Below are 23,877 nucleotides of genomic sequence, written 5' to 3' on the forward strand. Positions count from 1 at the left end.
CGCCGGGGGCGCGGGTGCGGGTTCGGAGCGGCGCGTGCGTCCCCGCGCTCAGGCCGGTGGGCGCGTCGCCGGGCTCAGGCCAGCGCGTGCACCGCCGCGCCGAACAGGGCGGGCAGCCGCTGGGCCGCGGGGACGATCAGCCGCGCGGACGCCCGGTGCCGGCGGGTCTCCAGCAGAGCGCCGGTGAGCAGCCGATGGCGCCGCGACAGCCGCAGCCAGGCACCCTCGTACGCCTGCGGAGCCCCGGCCCGCAGGCAGCCCACCAGGGCCTGCGCGGACAGCAGGGCCAGCGACACCCCCTCGCCGGTGAGCGCGTCGGTGTATCCGGCCGCGTCGCCGACCAGCAGCACCCGCCCGGCGACCCGGGCGCGCACCCGCTGGCGCAGCGGTCCGGCACCGCGCACCGGGGTCGCGGCCGGTCCCTCCAGCCGGGCCAGGAGGTCCGGGAAGTCCGCCAGGTGCTCCCGGTATCCCCGGCGCCGGGAGCTCAGCACGGCCACGCCGACCAGGTCGTCGCCCACCGGGGTCACGTACGCCTCGCCCTCCGCGGCCCAGTGGACCTCGACGAAGTCCGTCCAGGGCGCCACCCGGTAGTGCCGCCGCAGGCCGTACCGGCGCGGGCGGCGGTCGGGCAGCTCCAGCCCGAGCAGGGAGCGCAGCGGGGAGTGCAGGCCGTCCGCGGCCACCAGCCAGCGGGCCCGCAGCCCCGCCGCCTCGACCCCGCCGCCGCTCTGCCGCACCCCCTCCACCTTGTCGGGGACGACCTCCACCCCCAGCTCGGCCGCCCGCCGTGCCAGCGCGGCGTGCAGCGCGGTGCGCCGCACGCCCAGCCCCCGGCCGCCGCGGAACGCGGCGTCCACCCGGCGGCGGCCGTCCAGGTAGCGGATCCCCCGCAGCGGGCGGCCCTCCACCGGCACGCCCAGCGACCGCAGCGCGGCGGCCCCGCTGGGCATCAGCCCCTCGCCGCACGCCTTGTCCACCGGTGTGGGCCGGGGCTCGACGACCACCGCCTCCATCCCGGCCAGGGCCGCGTGGATGGCGGTGGCCAGGCCCGCCGGTCCGCCCCCGGCGACCAGGACGTCGATCACGTGGCCACCCGTCCGGGCGGCGCCGTGGCGAGCGAGGCCAGGGCGCTCTCCTCACACCGGATCCGCACCACCATCAGTGCGGCGTTGAGCACGGTGAAGGTCACCGCGGTGATCCAGGCGCCGTGCACCAGCGGCAGCGCCGCGCCCTCCACGGCCACCGCCACGTAGTTGGGGTGGCGCAGCCAGTGCAGCCGGTAGGGGCCGCGCGTCACCGGCGGCAGGCCGGGCACCACGATCACCTGGGTGTTCCAGCGGTGGCCCAGCGCGGCGATGCACCACCAGCGCAGTCCCTGTGCGGCGACCACCAGGATGAGCATGGGCCAGCCGAGCGCCGGGACGAAGGGGCGGCCGGACAGGCCCGCCTCCAGCAGGCACCCGGCCAGCAGGCCGGTGTGCAGGGCGACCATCCAGGGGTAGTGGCCCTGCCCGGACACCACCCCGCCACGGGCCGTGCTCCACCGCGCGTTGCGGCGCGCGACGACCAGTTCGGCCAGGCGCTCGGCCCCGACGAGCAGCACGAGCAGCAGATACCACGACGAAAGATGCCAGGTCATCGGCCCCTACCAGCGCAGCAGGACGAGTTCGGAACAGAAGCCGGGCCCCATCGCGATCAGCAGCCCCGGCGTGCCCGGCGGCGGCGGCCGCAGGGCGAGGGTGTCCCGCAGGACGTGCAGCACCGAGGAGGAGGACAGGTTGCCGACCTCGGCCAGCGAACGCCAGGTGAGGTCCAGCGCGCCGTCGGGCAGCCGGAGCGTCTCGGCGACGGCCTCCAGGACCTTCGGGCCGCCCGGATGGCACACCCAGGCCGTCACGTCCCGCGTCGTCAGGCCGTGGTCGGCGAGGAAGCCGTGCACGTCGTCGGCCAGGTAGGTGCGCACCACGTCCGGGACGCTCGCGTCGAGCACCACCTGGAAGCCGGTGTCGCGGACGTCCCAGCCCATCACGCCCTCGGAGCCGGGATACAGGTGGCTCCGGGTGGCCAGCACCGACGGGCCCGCCCGTTCGGGCCGCCGCCCGTCGCCGCAGGCCACCACCGCCGTGGCCCCGTCGCCGAACAGCGCGCCGGCGACCAGGTTGGCGGGGGAGGCGTCACCGCGCTGCAGGGTCAGCGAGCACAGCTCGACCGAGAGCAGCACGGCCACGTGGTCCGGCCAGCCGCGCAGGTAGTCGTGCAGGCGGGAGATCCCGGCGGCCCCCGCCACGCAGCCGAGCCCGAACACCGGGATCCGCTTGACGTCGGGACGCAGCCCCAGGCGGCCGACCAGCCTGGCGTCCACCGAGGGCGCGGCGATGCCGGTCACCGAGGTGAAGAGGATCATGTCCACGTCCTCCGGCGCGAGCCCGGCCGCCTCCAGCGCGCCGCCGACCGCCTCGGCGCCCAGGTCGACGGCGGAGCCGACGAAGACGTCGTTGGCCATCCCGAAGCCGTCGAGCTTGGCGTACTGGTCGAGGGGCAGGGCCAGATGGCGGAACTCGACCCGTGCGCCGGCGTGCAGGCGCTCCAGCAGCCGGCGGTCGGCGCCCTCGGGCAGGCATATCCGCGCGAACGCGTCGGTGATCTCGGCCTGGGAGTGGCGGTTAGGCGGAAGAGCGCCGCGTACAGCGGCGATTCGCGTCATGTGAGAGGTACCTCCCGACGGCGGACAGCGGACATCTGGCTTTTGCCCACCTGCGCCTACGGCATGCCTCACCCGGCCTGGACGGTGATGCGGCGCCCGGCCGCCTACGATCGTTCTGTGACGACGAGTGGGCACGCGCGCCGGGACCGGGTACGGCGGTCCGGGCTCCAGGCCGTCGCGGGGCTGTCGCGGGCCTGCCATCCCGGGCCCACCGCGGCGGTGACCGTCCTGGTCACCGCGCTGGCCGTGGCGAGCGGGCGCGACGCGGCGGGATGCGCCCTGGTGGCCGCCGCCGTGCTGACCGGGCAGCTCTCGATCGGCTGGTGCAACGACGCGGTGGACGCCGGGCGGGACGCCGCGGCGGGCCGTACCGGCAAACCGGTCGTCGCCGGCGCGGTGAGCCTCCGGGCGGTGTGGGTCGCCGCCGCCGCGGCCCTGGCGCTCTGCGTGCCGCTCTCCCTGGCCTCCGGCCTGGCGGCCGGGACCGTCCATCTCGTCGGAGTCGCCGCGGCCTGGGCCTACGACCTGTGGCTGAAGGCCACCGTGCTGTCGTGGCTGCCCTACGCCGTGGGATTCGGCGTGCTGCCGCCGTTTGTGACCCTCGGGCTGCCGGGCCACCCGTGGCCCGCGTGGTGGGCGGTCCTCGCCGCGGCGCTCCTCGGCTGCGGGGCGCACCTGGCCAACGTGCTGCCCGACATCCCCGCCGATCTCGCCGCCGGGGTCCGCGGCTGGCCGCAGCGGCTCGGCCCGGCCCGCGTCCGCGCCCTGATCCCGGTGCCGCTGCTCCTGGCCACCGCTCTGCTCGTCTTCGGGCCTCCGGGGCCGGTCGGCGCCGGGGGCTGGGCCGCGCTCGCCGGGGCCGGGGCGTTCGCCGTCGCCGGGCTGCCGGCGGCGGGGCGCTCACCGCGCGCCCCCTTCGCGGCGGCCGTCGCCGTCGCGGCGGTCGACGTGCTGCTCCTGCTCGCCCGGGGCACCGAGATCACCGCGCTCTGATCCGCTTTCGGACGGCGGGCCCGTGGGAGGCCGGCGGCCCGGCCGTACTAAGAGACTTTAAAGGCATTTTTCCTGATAAAGAGGGCTATAGATTTTTAATTCGGTTGCAGGAACGGTGGATCTCTGACGTCATTGTCGTCGTCGGTTGATCGGCTGGAGGGAGGCGATGTGAGGATGGCATACAACGAGGTGATGGGTGGCCGCGCGCCGATCCGCATGTGGGCCGACCCGGCCGAGGTCGAGCCCCAGGTGATGCAGCAGCTGCGCAACGTCGCGAACCTGCCGTGGGTGCAGGGCGTCGCCGTGATGCCGGACGTGCACCACGGGATGGGCGCGACGGTGGGGTCGGTCATCGCGATGCGGGACGCGGTCTCCCCGGCGGCGGTGGGCGTGGACATCGGGTGCGGGATGACCGCGGTGAAGACCTCGTTCAGGGCCGACAACCTGCCCGACAACCTCGCCTACCTGCGTTCGAAGCTGGAGCAGGCGGTCCCCGTCGGGTTCGGCAACCACAACAGGCCCGTCGACCCGACCAAACTGCACGGGCTGAAGACCGCCGACTGGGCGGCCTTCTGGAAGGACTTCGACACCCTGGCCCCGGCCGTGCGCCCGAAGCGGGAGCGCGCCGAGGTGCAGATGGGCACCCTGGGCGGAGGCAACCACTTCCTGGAGGTCTGCGCCGACGACGAGGGCGTGGTCTGGGTCGTGCTGCACTCCGGATCGCGCAACATCGGCAAGGAGCTGGCCGAGTTCCACATCGGGCAGGCCCAGAAGCTGCCGCACAACCAGGACCTGCCCGACCGGAACCTCGCGGTGTTCGTCGGGGGCACGCCGCAGATGGACGCCTACCGGCGGGACCTGTTCTGGGCGCAGGACTACGCGCGGCGCAACCGGGCGGTCATGATGGCCCTGGTCTGCGACGTGCTCAGGCGCCACCTTTCGGGCATCACCTTCGAACAGCCGATCTCCTGCCACCACAACTACGTGGCCGAGGAGCGGTACGACGGCGTGGATGTGCTCGTCACCCGCAAGGGCGCGATCCGTGCGGGATCCGGCGAGTTCGGCATCATCCCCGGCTCGATGGCGACCGGCACCTACATCGTGAAGGGCCGGGGGAACGCCGGTGCGTTCAACTCGGCCTCACACGGTGCCGGTCGCCGGATGAGCCGGAGCAAGGCCAAGAAGACCTTCACGCTGGCGGACCTCAAGGCGCAGACCGACGGCGTCGAGTGCCGTAAGGACACCGGGGTGATCGACGAGATCCCCGGCGCCTACAAGGACATCCAGTCGGTCATGGCGGCCCAGGCCGACCTGGTCGAGGTGGTCGCCCGCCTCCGGCAGCTCGTCTGCATCAAGGGCTGAGGCCCGCGCCGGGGACCGAACGGCGGGCGGTTGGAGGAATCAACCGCTCGATTGCGATGTTGTCGGCGGAGACGACCTGACTATGGGCACGGGAGGGGGCTGGCCTTAGGCTGGCCCCCTGCCCGGATGAGGATGGACGAGAGGAGGTGACGCCCCATGCTGAGGTTGCAAGACTCGTTCGGCCGGGTGGCGACTGATCTGCGGGTGTCCCTCACCGACCGCTGCAACCTGCGGTGCTCCTACTGCATGCCGCCCGAGGGACTCGAATGGCTGCCCAAGCCCGACCTGCTGACCGCCGACGAGATCGTCCGGCTGGTGACCGTCGGGGTGGAACGGCTGGGCATCACCGAGGTCCGCTACACCGGCGGTGAGCCCCTGCTCCGCCGCGAGCTGGTGGAGATCGTGACCCGCACCACCGCCCTCCGTCCCGCCCCCCAGGTCTCGCTGACCACCAACGGCATCGGGCTCGCCCGGCTGGCGGCCCCGCTCGCCGAGGCCGGTCTGCACCGGGTCAACGTCTCCCTCGACACCCTCGACAGGGAGACGTTCAAGCGGCTCGCCCACCGCGACCGGCTGGCCGACGTGCTCGACGGCCTGGCCGCGGCCGACGCCGCCGGGCTGCGCCCGGTCAAGGTCAACACGGTGCTGATGCGCGGGATCAACGATCACGAGGCCGTCTCGCTGCTCCACTACTGCCTGGAGCGGGGCTACGAGCTGCGCTTCATCGAGCAGATGCCGCTGGACGCCCAGCACGGCTGGAGCCGGGAGAACATGGTCACCGCCGACGAGATCCTCGCGCGGCTGCGAGACTCCTTCGACCTGACCGACGACGATCCGGTGGAGCGCGGCAGCGCCCCGGCCGAGCTGTTCCTCGTCGGCGGCGGGCCGGCCAGGGTCGGGGTGATCGGATCGGTCACCAGGCCGTTCTGCGGCGCCTGCGACCGGGTACGGCTCACCGCCGACGGCCAGATCCGCAACTGCCTGTTCGCCACCGACGAGTCCGACCTGCGCGCCGCGCTCCGCTCGGGAGCCGGTGACGACGAGATCGCCGAACGCTGGCTGGCCGCGGTCCAGATCAAGAAGGCCGGGCACGGCATCGACGATCCGGCCTTCCTGCAGCCCTCCCGCCCGATGTCCGCGATCGGCGGCTGACATCCTCCCCACGGCTGAAGCCCGGGATTTCCTGGGGAGTTGCTGATGACCGCCCGCCACGACGCGTGCATCCTGGCGGGCGGCCGTGCCAGCCGGCTCGGCGGGCGCGACAAGCCGGGCCTGCGCGTCGCCGGCCGCCCGCTGATCGAGTCGGTGGCGGCGGCCGTACCTGACGCCGGGAGGCTCATCGTCGTCGGAGCGCCCCGTCCCGGACTGCCTCGGGGGATCTTCGTCCGGGAGGATCCGCCCGGCGACGGCCCGGTCCCGGCGCTGCGGGCGGGGCTGGCGGAGGTGACCGCGCCGTGGGTGGCGCTGCTCGCGGCCGACCTGCCGTTCCTGACCGCCGGGCACGTGTCGGCGCTGTTCGAGGCGGCGGGAGCGGGAGTGGGAGCGGTGCTCGTCGACGACGACGGGCGGGAGCAGTGGCTCGCCGGAGTCTGGCGTACGGCGGAGCTCGCCGAGGCGCTCGCCCGCTACGAGGGTCGGTCGCTGCACGGACTTCTGGCCCCGCTGGCCCCCGCCGGGCTCCACCTCACGGGGCGGCCGTGGTTCGATTGCGACACGGCGGAGGATCTGCGCCGCGCCAGGAACGGTGAACCGGATGAGGAGTGAGAGTTGAACGTGCTGACGGAGTGGACCGAGCTGGTCTGCCGCGAGCTGGGTGTCGATCCCGAGACGGTCGACCGCGACGCGCTGCTTGACCTGACCAAGGAGGTCGCCCACGGCGTGACCCGCCCGGCCGCGCCGCTGACGGCGTACGTGCTGGGACTGGCCCAGGGCGCGGGCTCGGCCCCGCCGGACGCGGTGGAACGGCTCACCGCGCTGGCGCGGGAATGGGAGAGAACGGCCGCCGAGACGACAGGCGACAGATAAAGGCCGGGAAAAGGGCGACGCCGGGTGGTTACGGGGGCAAACCACCCGGCGCCGCTTCATCGGCGTTCCGACGGGGGCCCGGAACGCCGGCACCAGTGCCCCGACGGGGGACCAGGGCACTTGGCTAAAGCGTACACCTCCTACCCCTGAGATGCGTCAAGACTTAGTCACGACCCGATCTCGCGTCGGTGGAGCGGGATCTCGTTCTGGCCGGTTTCTGCCACGTCAGGGGCGCTCGACGCCTCGCGCCGAGGGGCGTTGGCCCCGATAACGGCAACGTATGGTAAAAAGATCGCCCCGGCGAAGAGGAGCAGTTTGACGGGCAGCGGAGCCGGGACCGTGAAGGCGAGAACGAGGCAGACAAGACGGATCCCCATCTTGATGAAATAGTTTCTCTCACGTTTCCCGATGTCCTCGCTCAGCGACGGCTGGGCATCGGTCACCTGATGGACCGTCTGGTGCTTGCGCCATAGCTTCACAATTCCAACCTAGCCCCCGCACGGGGAGGGGCCGACCCCGCCCCGCGACCCGATGGGCGCCGGAGAGCGTGCGATCATGGCCGCCGGGTAAAGATGACGGCATGACGGATCGCACATACCGGGTGACCGAGATAGTCGGCACGTCCGAGGAGAGCATCGAGGCGGCCATTCGCAACGGCGTCCGCCGTGCCTCGCAGACCCTCCGTCACCTCGACTGGTTCGAGGTGACCGAGGTCAGAGGGCACATCGTCGACGGTGAGGTCGGCCACTTCCAGGTCGGGATGAAGGTCGGATTCCGCCTGGAGGACACCTGATCTTGTACGGCGGAGCCCGGCGGCGCAGACTACGGGGATGGAAGATCTACGCCGGACCACCGGAGCCGCGCTGGCCGCGGTGCTGCTGCTCGCCGGATGCTCCTCCCCGGCGGGCGGCGCCCCGGCCCCTCCGGCCGCCTCCGCCTCCCCGGCGGTCTCCGCGGCCGCGCGCGGCTCCGCGCTCGACCAGACCGCCGCCGACATGCGGCGGACGGTGCAGAGCCTGCGCCGGGTGGACGACCTGCCGATGTACGAGATGACCTTCCACGGCTCCTACGACCGCGAGGCCTCCCTGAGCGAGGAGGATCTCGCCGGGCGTGCCGACGGCTGGGCCTGCTCGCTGTTCCACCTGGCGGGGGAGCGGCCGCTGTTCGGCCGGAACTTCGACTGGGACCCCAACCCGGCGATGGTCGTGCACGCCGACCCGCCCGACGGCTACGCCTCGGTCTCCATCGCGGACCTGTTCTACGTGCTCGGCAGCAACGCCGAGCCCGACCCGGCCGACCCGCGGACCCGCCGCCGGCTGGCTCACGCCGTGCTCACCCCCTTCGACGGGGTCAACGAGAAGGGCCTGGCGATCGGCATGGCCGCGGTGCCCGACGGCGAACTGCCCTCCAGGACGCCCGGCCGCCCCTCCGTCGGCAGCGTGCGGATCATCCGGGTGATGCTGGACAAGGCCGCGACCGTGGACGAGGCGGTGGCGATCATGCGCCGCTACGACATCGACTTCACCGGCAGCCCGCAGATCCACTACCTGCTCGCCGACGCCACCGGGAAGTCGGCCGTCGTGGAGTTCTCCGGCGGCAGGCTCAATGTCATCGAGGACCGGGTGCTGACCAACTTCGCCATGACCGGCACCACCCGCGAGCGGCGCATGGCCGACACCCGCTACGGCGAGCTCGCCAGGGGCCTTCCCGCGGCGAAGACCTGGCGGGACGGGATGGACCTGCTCCAGCGGGTGGCCCAGGGGCACACCCGCTGGTCGGTCGTCTACGACCTCACCGACGCCACGGCCCGCGTGGTGACGGGCAAACGGTGGGAGCGGGTGCACACCATCCCGCTGGTCCGGCGCTAGCTCGCCTGGCTGACCGTCGACATGTTGAAGTCGGGCACCCGGATCGCGGGCATGACCGTGCGGGTGAAGTAGTCGCTCCACTCGCGTGGCAGGGTCTGCTCCGAGGCGCCGACCTCCGTGAGGCGGCCGAGCAGGTCCACCGGGCTCTCGTTGAAGCGGAAGTTGTTCACCTCGCCGACGACCTCGCCGTTCTCCACCAGGTAGACGCCGTCACGGGTCAGCCCGGTCAGGAGCAGGCTCTGCGGGTCCACCTCGCGGATGTACCACAGGCAGGTGAGCAGCAGGCCGCGCTCGGTGGAGGCGATCATCTCCTCCAGCGACCGGCCGCCCTCGGGCCCCTGCATGATCAGATTGTCGATCGCCGGGGTCACGGGCAGCTCGGTCAGCTCGGCCGAGTGCCGGGTCTGGATCAGGCTCCTCAGGGTGCCGTCGGCGATCCAGTCGGTGGGCGCCAGCGGCAGGGTGTTGTCGAACACCGAGTTCTGCCTGCTGGAGGCGTGCGCCACCACGGACGGCGCGCACGCGATGCCCGGTGCGGCCGGATCGCTGTACAGGCGGATCGGGAGAGGGGAGAGGGTCTCCCCGACGCGGGTCCCGCCGCCCGGCTTGGAGAAGACCGTCCGGCCCTCGATCGCGTCCCGGGCGCCGGCCGTCCAGTACAGGTAGACCATCAGATCGGCCACCGCCGCCGGCGGCAGCAGCGTCTCGTACCGGCCCGCGGGCAGGTCGATCCGGTTCTTCGCCCACTCCAGCCGCCGGGCCAGCGAGGCGTCCAGCGCCGCCACGTCCACGTCGGAGAAGTCGCGGGTGGCCACGCCCGTCCACGCCGAGCGCTTCATGTCCGGTGACTTGGCGTTGAGCTCAAGCCGGCCGGTGGGCTGGGTGTGCCGGAGCCGGGCCCCGGTCGAGGTGCCCACGAAAGTGGTGGTGACGGTGTGCTCGGCGAAGCCGTACAGCCTGCGCCCGCCCGCCTCGGCCGTGGCGAAGGCCTCGCCCAGGGCGGGGGCGAAGGCGCCGAACACCCCGATGGAGGTGGACTCCGCCGGCAGGTCCCAGTCCGCCGAGCGACCGCCCTCGACCAGCGGCCGGGCGTCCTCGGACGGCGTCGCGTCCTCCGCGGCGTGATCGGCGGCCGCGACGATGTCGGCGAGCTGCTCGGGGCGGACCGCCGCCCGCGACACCACGCCCACCCCCCGGCCCGCGATCGAGATCACGGTGAGCTGCGACGAACGGCCCACGCCGTTGGTGGTGAGCGTGTTGCCCGCGAAACGCAGGTTGGCGCTGGAGCCCTCGTCCACGATCACGACGACGTCGTCGGCCGTGGAGAGGTCCAGAGCCTTCTCGATCATTTCCTGGGGGCTCATCCCGATCCCTTCCCCACGGCCCGTCGAGGCGTCCGCCGAGGTGTGCTGTTCTCCGGTCCGCTCGCTCATGCGATCTCCCCGCCCCGGGCGCGGAGCCCGCGTCCGCGGACGCCGCCGTGCCTGTCGCCGCGCCCGCTCAATTGCCACTCTCCTGCAGGGTGTTGAGGACGCGCACATCGCGGAAGAGCGCCGACGGGCAGCCGTGGCTGACCGGGGCGACCTGGCCGGGCTGGCCCTTGCCGCAGTTGAACGCGCCGCCCAGCACGTAGGTCTGCGGCCCGCCGACGGCCGCCATCGACTGCCAGAAGTCGGTGGTCGTGGCCTGGTAGGCGACGTCGCGGACCTGGCCGGCGATCCTGCCGTTCTCGATCCGGTAGAACCGCTGACCGGTGAACTGGAAGTTGTAGCGCTGCATGTCGATGGACCAGCTCTTGTCGCCCACGACGTAGATGCCGCGCTCCACCCCGGAGATCAGCCCCTCGGTGGAGGGGCCGTCGGGCGCCGGCAGCAACGAGACGTTGGCCATGCGCTGGATCGGCATGTGGCCGGGGGAGTCGGCGAAGGCGCAGCCGTTGGAGGCGCCGAGGCCCTTCAGGCGCGCCATCCGCCGGTCGAGCTGGTAGCCGACCAGGACGCCGTCGGAGACGATGTCGAACCGCTTGGTCGCCACGCCCTCGTCGTCGTAGCCGATCGTGGACAGGCCGTGCTCCGTCGTGCGGTCGCCGACCACGTTCATCACCTGCGAGCCGTACGCCAGCTTGCCGAGCCGGTCGAAGGTGGCGAAGCTGGTCCCGGCGTAGGCCGCCTCGTAGCCGAGGGCCCGGTCCAGCTCGGTGGCGTGCCCGATGGACTCGTGGATCGTCAGCCACAGGTTGGACGGATCGATGACCAGGTCGTACCGCCCCGCTTCGACGGAGGGCGCCTTCAGCTTCTCCTCGAGGAACTCGGGCAGGCGGGCCAGCTCGCCGGGGAAGTCCCAGCCGGTGCCGGTGAGGTATTCGAACCCCCGGCCGACCGGCGGGGCCAGTGTGCGCATCGACTCGAATCGCCCGTCCTCGACCTTCATCACCTCCAGCTCGGGGTGCACGCGCACCCGCTGCTGGGTGGTGGAGGTGCCGGCGGTGTCGGCGTAGAACTTCTGCTCCTTGACCTGCTGCAGCGAGGCCTGGACGTGGTCCACGCGCGGGTCCCTCAGCAGGGCGTCCGACCAGTCGGCGAGCAGGGCGACCTTGTCGCGCAGCGGCACCTCGAAGGGGTCGACCTCGTAGGCCGAGACCCAGGTGACGTCGGAGTGGACCGGTTCGGGGGCCAGCGTGATGGGTTCGCGGTTGACGGCGGCGGAGATGACGGCCACCTCCACCGCCTGCTCGGCGGCCTTCACCGCGGCCTCGGGGGTGAGGTCGATGCCGGAGGCGAAGCCCCAGGTGCCGTTCTTGACGACCCGTACGGCGTAACCGAGATCGTCGGCGTCGATGGAGCCTTCGAGTGAGGCGTCGGACAGGCGCAGGGTCTCCGCGCGGACGCGCTCAAGCCGGAAGTCGGCGTGCTCGGCGCCGAGGTCACGGGCGCGTTGCAGGGCCGCGTCCGCCAGCCGCCTCATGGGCAGAGCGAGGAAATCGGGATCGATCTGGCGCATGTCAACGATCCTAGCCCTGTGATCTTGTCCCTCACGGACAAGAGGTTTACCCCCCGGTAGCCGATAGCGTCAGCTCTATGGCTCGATCTGTTCTCGTAACCGGCGGCAACCGCGGCATCGGCCTCGCGATCGCCCGCCAGCTCGCCCAGGCCGGTGACGCCGTCGCCGTGACCTACCGTTCCGGAGAGCCCCCCGAGGGCCTTTTCGGCGTGCGGTGCGATGTGACCAGCACGGCCGATGTCGACGCGGCGTTCGGGAAGGTCGAGGCCGAGCACGGCCCGGTCGAGGTGCTCGTCGCCAACGCGGGCATCACCAGGGACACGCTGCTGCCGATGATGAAGGAGGAGACCTTCACCGACGTCATCGACGCCAACCTGACCGGCGCCTACCGGGTCGCCAAGCGCGCCACGCGCGGCATGCTGCGGCTCAAGCGCGGCCGGATCGTGCTGGTCTCCTCGGTGGTGGCCATGCTCGGCTCGGCGGGGCAGAGCAACTACGCCGCCTCCAAGGCCGGGCTGATCGGCTTCGCCCGGTCGGTGGCCCGCGAGCTCGGCTCGCGCGGCATCACGGTCAACGTGGTCTCCCCGGGCTTCGTGGAGACCGACATGACCGCCGGTCTGGATGAGGCCCACCAGGAGCAGATCCGCAAGAACATCCCGCTGGGCCGCTACGCGAGCGCCGACGAGATCGCGCGCGTGGTCAAGTTCCTGGCGAGCGAGGACGCCGCCTACATCACCGGGGCCGTCATCCCCGTGGACGGCGGGCTGGGAATGGGGCACTGACGTGACTCCTCCACTCCCCGGAGGGAGTGGCTTCTCGCCTCCGTCCGGAGGGATGGGCGACGGACACGTCCTGCCCGTTGGAACACACGAACGATTCATCAGTTGAGGGGCGGCACCCATGGGAATCCTTGAAGGCAAGCGCATTCTGGTCACCGGCGTCCTGACCGACGCCTCCATCGCCTTCTCCGTCGCCAAGCTGGCCCAGCAGGAGGGCGCGCAGGTCGTGCTGACCGGCTTCGGCCGCCTCAGCCTGGTCGAGCGCATCGCCAAGCGGCTCCCCGAGCCGCCGCCGGTGATCGAGCTGGACGTGCAGAACACCGAGCATCTCGACTCGCTGGCCGACCGCGTCGGCCGGCACCTGGACGGGATCGACGGCGTGGTGCACTCCATCGGCTTCGCCCCGCAGAGCTGCCTCGGCGGAAACTTCCTGAACACCCCGTGGGAGGACGTGGCGACCGCCCTGCACATCTCGACCTACTCGTTCAAGTCGCTGGCGGTCGCCTGCCTGCCCCTGATGAAGGAGGGCGGCGCGGTCGTCGGCCTCGACTTCGACGCGACCAAGGCCTGGCCCGTGTACGACTGGATGGGCGTGGCCAAGGCGGGCCTGGAGTCGTGCTCCCGCTACCTGGCCCGTGATCTCGCCAAACACGGGATCCGCGTCAACCTGGTGGCGGCCGGGCCGCTGCGCACGATGGCGGCCAAGAGCATCCCCGGCTTCAAGGAGTTCGAGGACAGCTGGCCGGAGAAGGCGCCGCTGGGCTGGGACCTGGGCGACACCGTGCCCGCGGCCAAGGCCTGCCTGGCCCTGATGTCGGACTGGTTCCCGGCCACGACCGGTGAGATCGTGCACGTCGACGGCGGCGTGCACGCGATCGGCGCCTGACCTCTGCCCGGCGGGCCTGGCCTCCCCGCGCCGCGGACCAGGCCCCCGGCCGGCACCGGCGGGTGTCCGGCTGACACCGGGCCGGCCCGCCGCTCGATTGACCGCCGGTCCCCGGCCGGCGGGCTTTCGAGCGCGCCGGCTCGCTATAGTCGCGAGCCGTGACGACGATTGACGGATTGATCCGACTCGTGCCGCCGCCCGCGGAACCGGTCGACGCGCAGGGCGACTGGCGTGAGGTCGAGGCCGCCCTCGGGCTTGAGCTGCCGGCTGATTTCAAGACGCTCATCGAGCGGTACGGGCGCGGCCAGTTCGTCGATCTCATCACGCCGCTGACTCCGTTCGGCGCTCATGATCTGCTCATCCAGTGCGCTCAGCGACTGCTGGACAGAGAGCGGTCCTTCCGTGAGAAGTATCCCGACGAATGTCCCTACCCGTTCTACCCGGAGCCCGGTGGCCTGCTGGAGTGGGCCGGCACCGACAACGGTGACTCGCTCTGCTGGCTGACCGAGGGAGAACCGGACGGCTGGCGCGTCGTGGTCTGGAATCCGCGCAGCGTCGCCTACGACGCGTCTGACGTCGGCGCGGTGGAGTTCCTGTACGGCTGGTTGAGCGGGCGGATCGCCACGCCGATATTGCCCGGCGAGGTCGAGCCGTCGCCGTGGTTCGAGCCGTTTCGCGAGCGTGAACACGTCTACGTCAAGCTGTCCGAGGGCGAACTGCCCTACCACGACCGGCTGCGGATCCTGCGCGACGCGCTCGCGCCCACGGCGGACCGGGGCTGCTACAGCGACGAGGACGGCGAGCGGCAGGACCACTTCGCCGCCACAGACCTCGGCTGGTCGCTGACCTACGAGACGGTCTACGGGCACCAGATCCGGGTCGCCTTCCCGCCTGAGGACGGAGAGCGGGCTCGCGTCACGCTGTTCGACGCGGCCCGCCGTATGGGCTGCCGGGTGTTGTCGGCGGCGACGCGCCTCGGAGAGCCTGTCTGGACCTGAGGTTCTGTTCCGCGGGCCGTTGACCGCTGAGCGCTGAGCGCGCGGGTGGACCTCGCGGGGTCTCCGGACTCCGCCCGCCGCTCGGCCGTCACCGTCGCATGCCTGCCGCGCCGGCTCGGATGAGGGCCGCGGAACCTAGGCCGTCCGCTGCCGCCCCATCCGGAGCGGCTCGAACGGCATCGACTCCTCCGTGCCCCGCTTGGCGTAAAGCAGGCGGACGGCGAGGATCGCCACGACCAGCAGGCTGGCGGTGAGCACGGTGCCCAGTGTGTCGGACGACCGGGTGGGCGTGACGGTCCCCGCACCGGTCGCCCGCCCCTGGAGATCCCGCATGCGCCTTTGGAGCTCCTCCATGCCGGGGCGGGGCCACAGCAGCTCGACCCGGGGCGCCTCGGCGTCGATCACGGGGGGCGGCGGAGGGGCCACCGGCTCGCCGACATCCGTGACGGGCGTCCGGGTCTGCGGCGGGCGGAGGGGCTCGGTCGGCAGCGGCACCGGCTTCTTCCCGGCGGAGTCGGGTCTGCCGCTCCGTGAGGGGCGGGGATGTGATCGCGCGGGCGGCTGCTCCGTCTTCTCCGGGGCGGAGATCGCCGACGGGCTCGCGCATTCGGGGGAGGCCACCAGCGGGAGACAGACGTCGTCCAGGACCTCGGGTAGCAGGCCGTCGTCGGCGGGCTTCTCCGTGGCGGCCTTGGTGTCCGGTGCGGGGGCGGACCGGGAGGAGTCGGCGTCGTCCGCGGACGCTCCCTCGGCGGCGCCGGAGCCGGTGGCGCCGGAGTCGTCTTCGGCCGCAGGCGGGGCGTCGTGGCCCGTGAGCCCGCCCACGACGTCGCCGACGGTGCCCACGGCCTTGCAGAGCCCGCCGGTTATCCCACCCAGCAGCCCGCCGTTGTCGCAGTCCACCTGTGCGGCGGCGCTCGCGGTCGTGGCCGCGATCATGGGGATCCCGCCGCCCAGCGCCAGCGCCAGCACACCGGCAGAGATCGTGGTTCGCAATTGCCCCCCTTGCCCATCAACGATCGGACCTCGCTGACCTCCGGGCGCCCCTCCCGCCACTCACTGACAGTTTTGTAGGAGGGCCGGAGTTTTCCAGGTGAAGTTGCGATTCGGTATCGACTAGTGATACGCGAGATGGATTCTCGTTCTGCCGGCCTCCCGTCATCTCCCGGCGTCTCCCGCCTCTCCGGGCCTCAGTCGGCGGAGACGTCGTCGAGCGCCTCCCTGATCTCCATCGGCAGGGTGAGATCCTCGGCCTGGAGCACACCGGCCAGCTGGGCGTGGGTGCGGGCACCGACGATCGCCGAGGTCACCCCGGGCTGGTCGCGGACCCAGGACAGGGCCACCGACAGCGGCGAGACGCCGAGCCCCTCGGCCGCGGTCGTCACCGACTCCACGACCCGGCGGCACCTCTCGTCCAGGTAGGGCTTGACGAAATCGGCGAAGTGCGGGGTCGCGGCCCGCGAGTCGGCGGGGATGCCGGTGCGGTACTTCCCGGTGAGGACCCCACGGCCGAGCGGCGACCAGGCGAGCACCCCGGCGCCGACGTGCTCGGCGGCCGGGACCAGCTCGCGCTCGGCCTCCCTGGCCAGCAGCGAGTATTCGACCTGGGCCGCGACGATCGGCACCCGGCCGGGAACGGTCCGCTGGCCGACGGCGGCGGCCGCCAGCTGCCAGCCGGCGTAGTCGCACACCCCGGCGTAGGCGGCCCGGCCCGAGGACACGATGGCATCCACCGCGGCCAGGGTCTCCTCCAGGGGGACGGCGGGGTCGAAGGCGTGGAGCTGCCACAGATCCACCTCGTTGACCCCGAGGCGGGTCAGCGAGGCGTCGATGGCGGCGATCAGGTGCTTTCTGGAGGCGTCGCGAGGCCGGCGCCCGGTGGGGGTCAGCACGGCCTTGGTGGACAGCACCAGCTCCGAGCGCGGCACCGCGTCGCGGATCAGCCGGCCGAGCAGCCTCTCGGCCTCCCCGCCCGTGTAGACGTCGGCGGTGTCGATGAGAGTGCCGCCGGCCTCGGCGAACGTGCGGAGCTGCGCCGCGGCCTCCTCGGCGCCGGTGTCACGCCCCCATGTCATCGTCCCCAGTCCGAGGCGGGATACCGACAAGCCGCTCCGGCCCACATAGCGCTGCTCCATGATCCGGCCAGATTACCGGTCGGGCAGTTAAAAGTAGTGGAGTGAGGCCTGCAAGACTTGGCCACGTGACGACCTTGTTGCTGGCCAGACACGGCCTTACCCATCTCACCGGTCCGGTGCTGGCCGGCTGGACCCCGGATGTCCATCTCAGCGAGGCGGGACAGGCGCAGGCCGAGGCGCTGGCCACCCGGCTGGCGTCGCTTGAGCTGGACGCGATCGTCTCCAGCCCGCTGGAGCGCTGCCAGGAGACCGCCCAGGCGATCGCCGGCCGGCGGGACGGGCGGGTGGCGGAGGTGCTGACCGACGACCGGTTCGGCGAGTGCCGTTACGGCGAGTGGACGGGCCGCCCGCTGGGCGAGCTCGCCAAGGATCCGCTCTGGCAGGTCGTGCAGACCCATCCGAGCGCCGTGACGTTCCCCGGCGGAGAGTCCCTGCCCGCCGTCCAGCACCGGGCGGTGAGCGCCGTCCGGGAGTGGAACGAGCGCCTGGGGCCGGAGGCGGTCTATCTCGTCTGCAGCCACGGAGACGTGATCAAGGCCATCGTGGCCGACGCCATGGGGCTCCATCTGGACCAGTTCCAGCGGATAGCCGCCGACCCCGCCTCGCTCACCGCGATCCGTTACACCCCTCTGCGCCCCTTCGTGCTCAGGCTCAACGATCTGGGGGGAGATGTGGCCGGACTGAGGCCTCCGGAGGGTTCGGAGCACGAAGACGGGGGAGAAAACCTCACCGGGAGCGATGCCGCAGTCGGCGGCGGAGCCGGGACCACGTAAGGTCGGGCTATGCCGGTCTTCGACTACGACCCACCCGAGAGGTTTGTGGCCGGTGCCGTTGGGCAACCGGGATCACGAGCCTTCTTCCTGCAGGCCCGGGGGCAGGGCCGGTTGACCACCGTCGGCCTGGAGAAGTTCCAGGTCGCCGCGCTGGCCGATCGGCTGGACGAGCTCCTCGACGAGGTGCTGCGGCGCAGCGGCGGGACCGCGCAGGTGCCCGCCACCGCCCCGGCCGCTCTCGCCGACAACGGCCCGCTCGACGTGCCGATCAGCGAGGACTTCAAGGTCGGCACGATGGCCCTGGCCTGGGATTCCGACACCGCGCAGGTGGTGATCGAGGCCCAGGAGATCGTCGCGGAGGGCGAGGAGCCGGAAGCGCCCCCGCTCGCCGAGCCCGCGGTGCTGCGCGTGCACATCAGCCCTGGCGCGGCCAGGGCCTTCACCAAGCGCGCCATGGCCCTCGTCGCGGCAGGACGCCCGCCCTGCCCGCTGTGCGGCCAGCCGCTCGACGCCGAGGGGCATATCTGCGTGCGTCTCAATGGTTACCGGGGTAGTAGCGCTTCATCGGTTGAAGGAGGCGAATGAGTGCCGAAAGCGAGCCCAGGCTGAGCGCGGCGCCCGCGACGGGGCTGGACGACGAGACTGCTCTGCGTCTGCTCCGCGACGGTCAGTTGGAGGTCGCCGGCCGGCTGGTCGAGGCGACCAACATGACGCTCTACTGTTCGGTCCGGCTGGGCGGGCTCGCGGCGGCCTGCGTCTACAAGCCCGTACGCGGGGAGCGTCCGCTCTGGGACTTTCCCGACGGCACCCTGGCCGCCCGTGAGGTGGCCGCCTTCGAGGTCTCGGCGGCGACCGGCTGGCGGATCGTCCCGCCGACGGTCTACCGCGACGGCCCCTTCGGCCCCGGAATGTGCCAGCTCTGGATCGACACCGATCCGGAGGTCGACCTGATGGCGCTCATCCGCAGCCGCCAGCCCGCCCTGCGGCGAATGACCGTGTTCGACGCGGTCGTCAACAACGCCGACCGCAAGGGCGGCCATCTGCTCCCGCTGATCGACGGCCACATCCACGGGGTGGACCACGGCGTCTCCTTCTCCGCCGAGGACAAGCTCCGCACCGTGCTCTGGCAGTGGCGCGGCAAACCCCTGTCCCGTGAGGCCATGAACGTTCTGGCCCGCCTCGAGCGCGATCTGGAGCAGGGCCGCCTGGGCCGCCGTCTGCGCGAGCTCCTCACCCTGGCCGAGGTCGAGGCCACCTGGTCCCGGGTCCGCAGGCTCCTCGACACCGGCCTGCACCCCCTCCCGTCGCAGGACTGGCCCGCCCTCCCCTGGCCCCCGATCTGAGGTCGTCTCCGGCGGGGGCGTACCCTGCCGGGCATGTGCACGGTTGTCGTCAGCATCGATCCGAGCGCCGAGATCCCCCTCATCCTCGTCGGGGTGCGCGATGAGTTCGCCGGCCGGCCGTGGGTCCCCCCGGCCGAGCACTGGCCGGGCCTGATCGGCGGGCGTGATCTCCAGGCGGGCGGCACCTGGCTGGCCGTCGATCCCGCCGCCAGGCGGGCCGGGGCCCTGCTCAACGGCCGGGGCGTGCTCGCCCCGGAGGAGACGCGCCGGTCCCGGGGCGAGCTGCCGCTCCGGGCGGCGGCCGAAGGCGGCCTTCCGGACCTGGACCTGACCTGCTATGACCCTTTCCATCTGGTTCTGGCGGATCCGGGTGGGGCCCGGCTGTGGCACTGGAACGGGGCCGTGCTGAGCGAGGACGAGCTTCCCCCGGGAACCCACATGATCGTCAACAGTGGCTGGGAGCAGGGCGACGAGAACGAGCGCGTCGCGTTCTTCCGCCCCCTCTTCGCCACGGCCGGTCGGCCCCCGGCACTCGACGCCCCCTGGGGGGAATGGCGGGAGCTCGCCACCGGGGCGGGCCTGCCCGCCGGGGATCCCCGCACCATGATCATCCATCACGAGCTGCCCGACGGGCGGGTCTTCGGCTCCCTGTCGGTGACCCTGCTCGCCCTGGCCGCCGGCGGCGTCCGCTACGACTTCACCGGTGATCCACGTGATCCGGCGGCCTTCCGCCGCGTCCTCCCGGGATGATGAACTGGGTTCCGACGGTTGAGACAAATGCCCCTGTAACCACCGCCCCGGGCTGATCGGGGCGGTCTGTCTGCTGGATAGGCTCAATACATGAGATCGTGGTCTGCGCCGAAGGTCCCTCGGCTCCCTGGTGTTGGTGCTCCGCTGCGGCTGTTCGACACCGCCGCCGGAGAGGTCGGCCCCACCCAGCCCGGCCCTACGGCGCGGCTGTACGTCTGCGGCATCACGCCCTACGACGCCACCCATCTGGGCCACGCCAACACCTACCTCGCCTTCGACCTGGTCAACCGGCTCTGGCGGGACGCCGGTCACGAGGTCCACTTCACCCAGAACGCCACCGACGTGGACGACCCCCTCCTGGAGCGCGCCGAGCAGACCGGGCAGGACTGGCGGGAGCTCGCCGAGCGTGAGATCGAGCTGTTCCGGACCGACATGGAGGCGCTGCGGATCCTCCCGCCGCGCGAATACGTCGGCGTCACCGAGGTGATCGACCAGGTGGCCGAGCTGATCGAGCTCCTGCGCGACAAGGGCGCCACCTACGACCTCGACGGGGACGTCTACTTCGACGTCGCCGCGGCGCCCAAGTTCGGCGCCGTCTCCGGATACTCCGAGGAGCGGATGCTCGACCTGTTCGGCCAGCGCGGCGGAGACCCCGACAGGGCCGGCAAGAAGCATCCGCTCGACTGGCTGCTCTGGCGGGCCGAGCGTCCCGGCGAGCCGTCCTGGCCCTCGCCGTTCGGCCAGGGCAGGCCCGGCTGGCACATCGAGTGCACCGCGATCGCGCTGGCCAACCTGGGCAGCGGGTTCGACGTCGCGGGCGGCGGTTCGGACTTGATCTTCCCGCATCACGAGTGCGGCGCGCACGAGGGCCACGTCGCCGGCGGGGAGTGGCCCTTCGCGAAGGCCTACGTGCACGCGGGCATGGTCGCCCTCGACGGCGAGAAGATGTCCAAGTCCAAGGGCAACCTGGTCTTCGTCTCCCGGCTCCGCCAGGAGACCGACCCGATGGCCATCCGGCTGGCCCTGCTGGCGCACCACTACCGCAGCGACTGGGAGTGGACCGCCGACCAGATGGCTTCCGCCGAGGTACGGCTGGCACGCTGGCGCTCGGCCGTCGGCCTGCCGGCCGGACCCGAGGCGGAGACCGTGCTCGCGGAGCTCCGCACCCGAATGACCGACGATCTGGACGCCCCCGGCGCGCTCGCGGTGGTCGACGCCTGGGCGGACCGGGCCCTGGCCGGTGGCGGCACCGACCCCGGGGCGCCCGCGCTCGTCAGGGACATCGTGGACGCGCTGCTCGGCGTCGAGCTCTGAGCGTCGGCAGCCGCCCTGCCGCCCGCCGCCCTGCCGGCGGGCGCGGTCCCGGGGGCGGGGCGGCTGCCGGCGGCGGCCGGACGCCCGCCCCGCGGAGCGCCTGAAGGCGAGGGCGCCCGGGCTCCGGCGCGCCCGGTGCGAGACCGCATCTCGGGCTCAAACCGACGGCGCCGCCGGAGCGGTTCCGCCAGATCGCACCTCGCCATCCTGTCTTCCGGATCCTGGAGCAGCCGGCTCGCACCGTCTGGCCCGGCCCGCTGCCAGGAGTCCCGGGCCGTCAGGACGGTAAAAAAAATCTGGGCCCGTACCGCCGGAGCGGTACGGGCCCAGATAGGAAGCCTTTAGATCGGGTCAGATGACCTGAACCTGGTCGGCCTGCGGGCCCTTCTGGCCCTGCGTGGTGGTGAAACTGACACGCTGGTTCTCCTCCAGGGTGCGGTAACCACCGGAGTTGATAGCCGAGTAGTGCACGAAGACATCGGCGGTGCCGTCATCCGGCGCGATGAATCCGAAGCCCTTTTCGGCGTTGAACCACTTAACAGTGCCCTCAGACAAAACTACTTCTCCTCATTGGGAGCCTCACCGAACCATCAGGTCGAAGGTTCGGGGCTGCGTTGCGGACCCTACCATGCATCCGCGGAAACCATCCGGAGAAACTGTAACGCCCGCTGTCGGCGGTCTTCCTGTGGAGCTTGAGATGACAAGCGCCGTCGAGAACTACGACTGCAACCATCGAAGTCTACAGGGTGGCAGCATCGCGGGCAAATGTTTCCGCGGCGGGTCGGCGCGTAGCGGGATCCGGTGCCGGATCCCGCGGACCGCGGAGCGAGACGAGGGCACGATCGCGCCCGGCGTTCCGGCCGCGGTCGTGGAGGGACACGGAGGCCCCGCAGGGGTCAGGTGGCGGCGGTCTGGAGGAAGCGTTCCCGCTCGTCGGCCGGCAGGCGGTCGATGAAGAGGATGCCGTCGAGATGGTCGGCCTCGTGCTGGAGGACCCGGGCGAGCATGCCCAGGGCGCGGACGGTGACGGGCTTGCCGAACATGTCGCGGCCACGGGCGGTGACCATGTAGGAGCGTTCCAGCGGCCACCACAGGCCCGGAGCGGACAGGCAGGCCTCGTCGGCCACGATCTTCCGCTCGGACGGCTCCAGGCGCGGATTGATCAGATGGCCCGCCCTGCCGTCCAGCTCGTAGGCGAGAACCCGGAGCGGGACGCCGAGCTGGGGGGCGGCGAGGCCCGCGCGGCCGGAGCCGGCGCGCATGGTCGCCTGGAGGGATCTGACCAGGCCGCGCAGCTCGCGATCGAAGGTGGTCACGGGTTCGGCTACGGTCCGTAGCACTGGATCTGCGAACGGTCGGATCGGCTGGACGGCCACGCGCACTCCCCGAGGCGACGAACGGACATGCACACGATTCCCATTGTCGCATTGCCTCAACCGTGACCGGCGGAATCATCGTGTTTCCAGGACGTTACGTCTGTGCGGCCTGTGCATTGCATATTTCAGAGGTTAGTCACACGTAACCCGTGCACCATCACCGAGCGTGAATGTGCGTAACGCCCCCCTCCTAGGGTCTTCCGAATAATCCCCCTTTTGGAAAACTAGGAGGAACGATGGCGAAGCGCTGGATCAGCGAGTGGCGGCCCGACGACCAGGGCTTCTGGGAGAAGCGAGGACGGAAGGTCGCCCGGCGCAACCTGATCTTCTCGGTCTTCGCCGAGCATCTCGGCTTCACGCTCTGGACGGTGTGGAGCATCGTGACCGTGCAGCTCGGCTCCTACGAGTTCTCCACCGACCAGCTCTTCTGGATGGTCGCGCTGCCCAACCTGGTCGGCTCGGCGCTGCGCATCCCCTACACCTTCGCCCCTGCCAGGTTCGGCGGCCGGAACTTCACGGTCGTCAGCGCGCTGCTGCTGCTCGTGCCCGCCGTGCTGCTGGCCGTGGCGGTCGGCGACCCGGGCACGCCGTACTGGGTGTTCCTGCTGATCGCGGCCACCGCGGGGCTGGGCGGCGGCAACTTCGCCTCAAGCATGGCCAACATCACCTACTTCTACCCCCAGTCCAAGCAGGGGGCGGCGCTCGGTCTCAACGCGGCCGGCGGCAACATCGGCGTCAGCTCCGTCCAGCTCGTCATGCCGCTGGTGATCGGCGCCTTCGGGCTGGCCGCCGCCGGGCTGTTCTGGATCCCGTTCATCCTGGCCGCCGCGCTCGGCGCCTACTTCTTCATGGACAACCTGACCTCCGCCAAGGCCGGCCCGAGGGACCAGCTGAAGATCGTCGGGCGGGCCCAGACCTGGATCATGGCGGTCCTCTACATCGGCACCTTCGGCTCCTTCATCGGCTACTCCACCGCGTTCCCGCTGCTCATCAAGAGCCAGTTCCCCGAGCAGGCGTCCCTGGTCGGCCTGGCCTTCCTCGGACCGCTGCTCGGCTCGCTGATCCGCCCGGTCGGAGGGTGGCTGTCGGACCGGCTCGGCGGGGCCCGGGTGACGCTCGTCAACTTCGCCGCCATGGCGGGTGCGGCGGCGCTGGTCTGGCAGGGGGTGACCCAGCACGGCTTCCCCCTCTTCTTCGGCGCCTACATGCTCCTGGTCGCCACCACCGGCATCGGCAACGGCTCCACCTACCGGATGATCCCGGCGATCTTCCGGGCCAAGGCCACCGAGGGGATCGCCCCCGGCACGCCCGCCTACGACACCGCCCTGACCGTCGGCAAGCGCGACGCCTCCGCCGCGATCGGGATCATCTCCGCGATCGGCGCGTTCGGCGGCTTCTTCATCAACCGGGGATTCGGCAGCTCCATCGCCGCGACCGGGGGAGCGGGCGCCGCGCTGGCCGCGTTCGCCGGTTTCTACGCGATGTGCGCGCTCCTGACCTGGGCCTGCTACCTGCGGACGGCGGGCCCGGTACGGAGTCTGGCGGCCGCCCGGGTGTGAGGGGTTCAC

At 71.8% G+C, this 23,877-nt stretch carries 26 protein-coding genes; 16 read left to right on the plus strand and 10 right to left on the minus strand.

Going from position 1 to position 23,877, the window contains the following annotated elements; genetic code table 11:
- Positions 1-74: 74 nt before the first annotated feature.
- Genes BM085_RS14425 through BM085_RS14435 form a run of 3 tightly spaced genes read right to left on the minus strand, consistent with a single transcriptional unit; the run spans position 75 to position 2,707 of the window.
- The gene (locus BM085_RS14425; RefSeq protein ID WP_093887509.1) at positions 75-1,088 is read right to left on the minus strand and encodes an NAD(P)/FAD-dependent oxidoreductase; all 1,014 of its coding nucleotides are present in this window, start codon (positions 1,086-1,088) and stop codon (positions 75-77) included.
- Positions 1,085-1,642 carry an isoprenylcysteine carboxyl methyltransferase family protein gene (locus tag BM085_RS14430; protein WP_093887510.1) on the minus strand — a complete coding sequence of 186 codons (558 nt, stop codon included), beginning with the start codon at positions 1,640-1,642 and terminating at the stop codon, positions 1,085-1,087. Before BM085_RS14430 ends, BM085_RS14425 begins: the two co-directional genes overlap by 4 nt.
- Positions 1,643-1,648: 6 nt before the next feature.
- Positions 1,649-2,707 (minus strand): type III polyketide synthase, encoded by a 1,059-nt coding sequence (locus BM085_RS14435; protein ID WP_093887511.1) that lies wholly within the window; start codon positions 2,705-2,707, stop codon positions 1,649-1,651.
- Positions 2,708-2,824: 117 nt separating this feature from the next.
- Between BM085_RS14435 and BM085_RS14440 the strand changes: the two genes are divergently transcribed.
- From BM085_RS14440 to BM085_RS14460, 5 genes are all read left to right on the plus strand, one after another.
- On the plus strand, positions 2,825-3,700 hold the full coding sequence (locus BM085_RS14440) for a UbiA family prenyltransferase (protein WP_245789315.1): 876 nt from the start codon (positions 2,825-2,827) through the stop codon (positions 3,698-3,700).
- 174 nt (positions 3,701-3,874) lie between these two features.
- On the plus strand, positions 3,875-5,062 hold the full coding sequence (locus tag BM085_RS14445; RefSeq protein ID WP_093887634.1) for an RtcB family protein: 1,188 nt from the start codon (positions 3,875-3,877) through the stop codon (positions 5,060-5,062).
- A gap of 156 nt (positions 5,063-5,218) precedes the next feature.
- Entirely contained in the window at positions 5,219-6,214 is a 996-nt protein-coding gene (gene moaA, locus BM085_RS14450; protein WP_093887512.1) for a GTP 3',8-cyclase MoaA, read from the plus strand.
- 45 nt (positions 6,215-6,259) lie between these two features.
- The gene (gene mobA / locus BM085_RS14455) at positions 6,260-6,826 is read left to right on the plus strand and encodes a molybdenum cofactor guanylyltransferase (protein WP_093887513.1); all 567 of its coding nucleotides are present in this window, start codon (positions 6,260-6,262) and stop codon (positions 6,824-6,826) included.
- Positions 6,827-6,835: 9 nt separating this feature from the next.
- Positions 6,836-7,087 carry a DUF6457 domain-containing protein gene (locus tag BM085_RS14460; RefSeq protein ID WP_245789333.1) on the plus strand — a complete coding sequence of 84 codons (252 nt, stop codon included), beginning with the start codon at positions 6,836-6,838 and terminating at the stop codon, positions 7,085-7,087.
- A gap of 167 nt (positions 7,088-7,254) precedes the next feature.
- Here BM085_RS14460 and BM085_RS14465 read toward each other — a convergent pair whose 3' ends face one another.
- Entirely contained in the window at positions 7,255-7,566 is a 312-nt protein-coding gene (locus BM085_RS14465) for a DUF3099 domain-containing protein (RefSeq protein WP_093887515.1), read from the minus strand.
- Positions 7,567-7,667: 101 nt separating this feature from the next.
- On the opposite strand from BM085_RS14465, the gene BM085_RS14470 reads away from it, so the two are divergent.
- Positions 7,668-7,880 (plus strand): dodecin, encoded by a 213-nt coding sequence (locus BM085_RS14470; protein ID WP_012892412.1) that lies wholly within the window; start codon positions 7,668-7,670, stop codon positions 7,878-7,880.
- A gap of 37 nt (positions 7,881-7,917) precedes the next feature.
- Entirely contained in the window at positions 7,918-8,955 is a 1,038-nt protein-coding gene (locus tag BM085_RS14475; protein WP_093887516.1) for a carcinine hydrolase/isopenicillin-N N-acyltransferase family protein, read from the plus strand.
- On the opposite strand, the gene BM085_RS14480 is transcribed toward BM085_RS14475, so the two are convergent.
- On the minus strand, positions 8,952-10,319 hold the full coding sequence (locus tag BM085_RS14480; protein WP_093887635.1) for a metallopeptidase TldD-related protein: 1,368 nt from the start codon (positions 10,317-10,319) through the stop codon (positions 8,952-8,954). The genes BM085_RS14475 and BM085_RS14480 overlap by 4 nt on opposite strands.
- A gap of 136 nt (positions 10,320-10,455) precedes the next feature.
- On the minus strand, positions 10,456-11,955 hold the full coding sequence (locus BM085_RS14485; RefSeq protein WP_093887517.1) for a TldD/PmbA family protein: 1,500 nt from the start codon (positions 11,953-11,955) through the stop codon (positions 10,456-10,458).
- Positions 11,956-12,032: 77 nt separating this feature from the next.
- On the opposite strand from BM085_RS14485, the gene BM085_RS14490 reads away from it, so the two are divergent.
- The 3 genes from BM085_RS14490 (at position 12,033) to BM085_RS14500 (ending at position 14,618) form a co-directional block, all read left to right on the plus strand.
- Positions 12,033-12,737 carry a beta-ketoacyl-ACP reductase gene (locus BM085_RS14490; RefSeq protein ID WP_093887518.1) on the plus strand — a complete coding sequence of 235 codons (705 nt, stop codon included), beginning with the start codon at positions 12,033-12,035 and terminating at the stop codon, positions 12,735-12,737.
- Positions 12,738-12,855: 118 nt separating this feature from the next.
- Entirely contained in the window at positions 12,856-13,620 is a 765-nt protein-coding gene (gene fabI / locus BM085_RS14495; protein ID WP_031161609.1) for an enoyl-ACP reductase FabI, read from the plus strand.
- A gap of 158 nt (positions 13,621-13,778) precedes the next feature.
- The gene (locus BM085_RS14500) at positions 13,779-14,618 is read left to right on the plus strand and encodes an SMI1/KNR4 family protein (RefSeq protein ID WP_093887519.1); all 840 of its coding nucleotides are present in this window, start codon (positions 13,779-13,781) and stop codon (positions 14,616-14,618) included.
- A gap of 135 nt (positions 14,619-14,753) precedes the next feature.
- Here BM085_RS14500 and BM085_RS14505 read toward each other — a convergent pair whose 3' ends face one another.
- A complete protein-coding gene (locus BM085_RS14505; RefSeq protein ID WP_143120919.1) occupies positions 14,754-15,614 on the minus strand; it encodes a hypothetical protein in 861 nt (286 codons plus the stop codon).
- A gap of 194 nt (positions 15,615-15,808) precedes the next feature.
- Positions 15,809-16,753: an aldo/keto reductase gene (locus BM085_RS14510; RefSeq protein WP_086576813.1), complete on the minus strand. Its 945-nt coding sequence runs from the start codon at positions 16,751-16,753 to the stop codon at positions 15,809-15,811.
- 65 nt (positions 16,754-16,818) lie between these two features.
- Between BM085_RS14510 and BM085_RS14515 the strand changes: the two genes are divergently transcribed.
- From BM085_RS14515 to mshC, 5 genes are all read left to right on the plus strand, one after another.
- Positions 16,819-17,526 (plus strand): histidine phosphatase family protein, encoded by a 708-nt coding sequence (locus tag BM085_RS14515; protein WP_093887521.1) that lies wholly within the window; start codon positions 16,819-16,821, stop codon positions 17,524-17,526.
- 9 nt (positions 17,527-17,535) lie between these two features.
- Entirely contained in the window at positions 17,536-18,111 is a 576-nt protein-coding gene (locus tag BM085_RS14520) for a DUF3090 domain-containing protein (protein ID WP_093887522.1), read from the plus strand.
- Positions 18,108-18,869 (plus strand): SCO1664 family protein, encoded by a 762-nt coding sequence (locus BM085_RS14525; protein ID WP_093887523.1) that lies wholly within the window; start codon positions 18,108-18,110, stop codon positions 18,867-18,869. Before BM085_RS14520 ends, BM085_RS14525 begins: the two co-directional genes overlap by 4 nt.
- 33 nt (positions 18,870-18,902) lie before the next feature.
- A complete protein-coding gene (locus BM085_RS14530) occupies positions 18,903-19,619 on the plus strand; it encodes an NRDE family protein (RefSeq protein WP_093887524.1) in 717 nt (238 codons plus the stop codon).
- 90 nt (positions 19,620-19,709) lie between these two features.
- Positions 19,710-20,933: a cysteine--1-D-myo-inosityl 2-amino-2-deoxy-alpha-D-glucopyranoside ligase gene (gene mshC, locus BM085_RS14535; RefSeq protein ID WP_093887525.1), complete on the plus strand. Its 1,224-nt coding sequence runs from the start codon at positions 19,710-19,712 to the stop codon at positions 20,931-20,933.
- Positions 20,934-21,284: 351 nt separating this feature from the next.
- On the opposite strand, the gene BM085_RS14540 is transcribed toward mshC, so the two are convergent.
- Positions 21,285-21,488: a cold-shock protein gene (locus BM085_RS14540; protein WP_012892399.1), complete on the minus strand. Its 204-nt coding sequence runs from the start codon at positions 21,486-21,488 to the stop codon at positions 21,285-21,287.
- Positions 21,489-21,829: 341 nt separating this feature from the next.
- Positions 21,830-22,342 (minus strand): peptide deformylase, encoded by a 513-nt coding sequence (def, locus tag BM085_RS14545; RefSeq protein ID WP_342742884.1) that lies wholly within the window; start codon positions 22,340-22,342, stop codon positions 21,830-21,832.
- A gap of 203 nt (positions 22,343-22,545) precedes the next feature.
- Here def and BM085_RS14550 point away from each other — a divergent pair, with 203 nt between their 5' ends.
- Positions 22,546-23,868, plus strand: a complete 1,323-nt coding sequence (locus BM085_RS14550; RefSeq protein WP_093887527.1) for an MFS transporter — start codon at positions 22,546-22,548, stop codon at positions 23,866-23,868.
- Positions 23,869-23,877: the final 9 nt, after the last annotated feature.

The organism is Streptosporangium canum (genome assembly GCF_900113865.1).
In the GTDB taxonomy this organism is placed as follows: domain Bacteria; phylum Actinomycetota; class Actinomycetes; order Streptosporangiales; family Streptosporangiaceae; genus Streptosporangium; species Streptosporangium canum.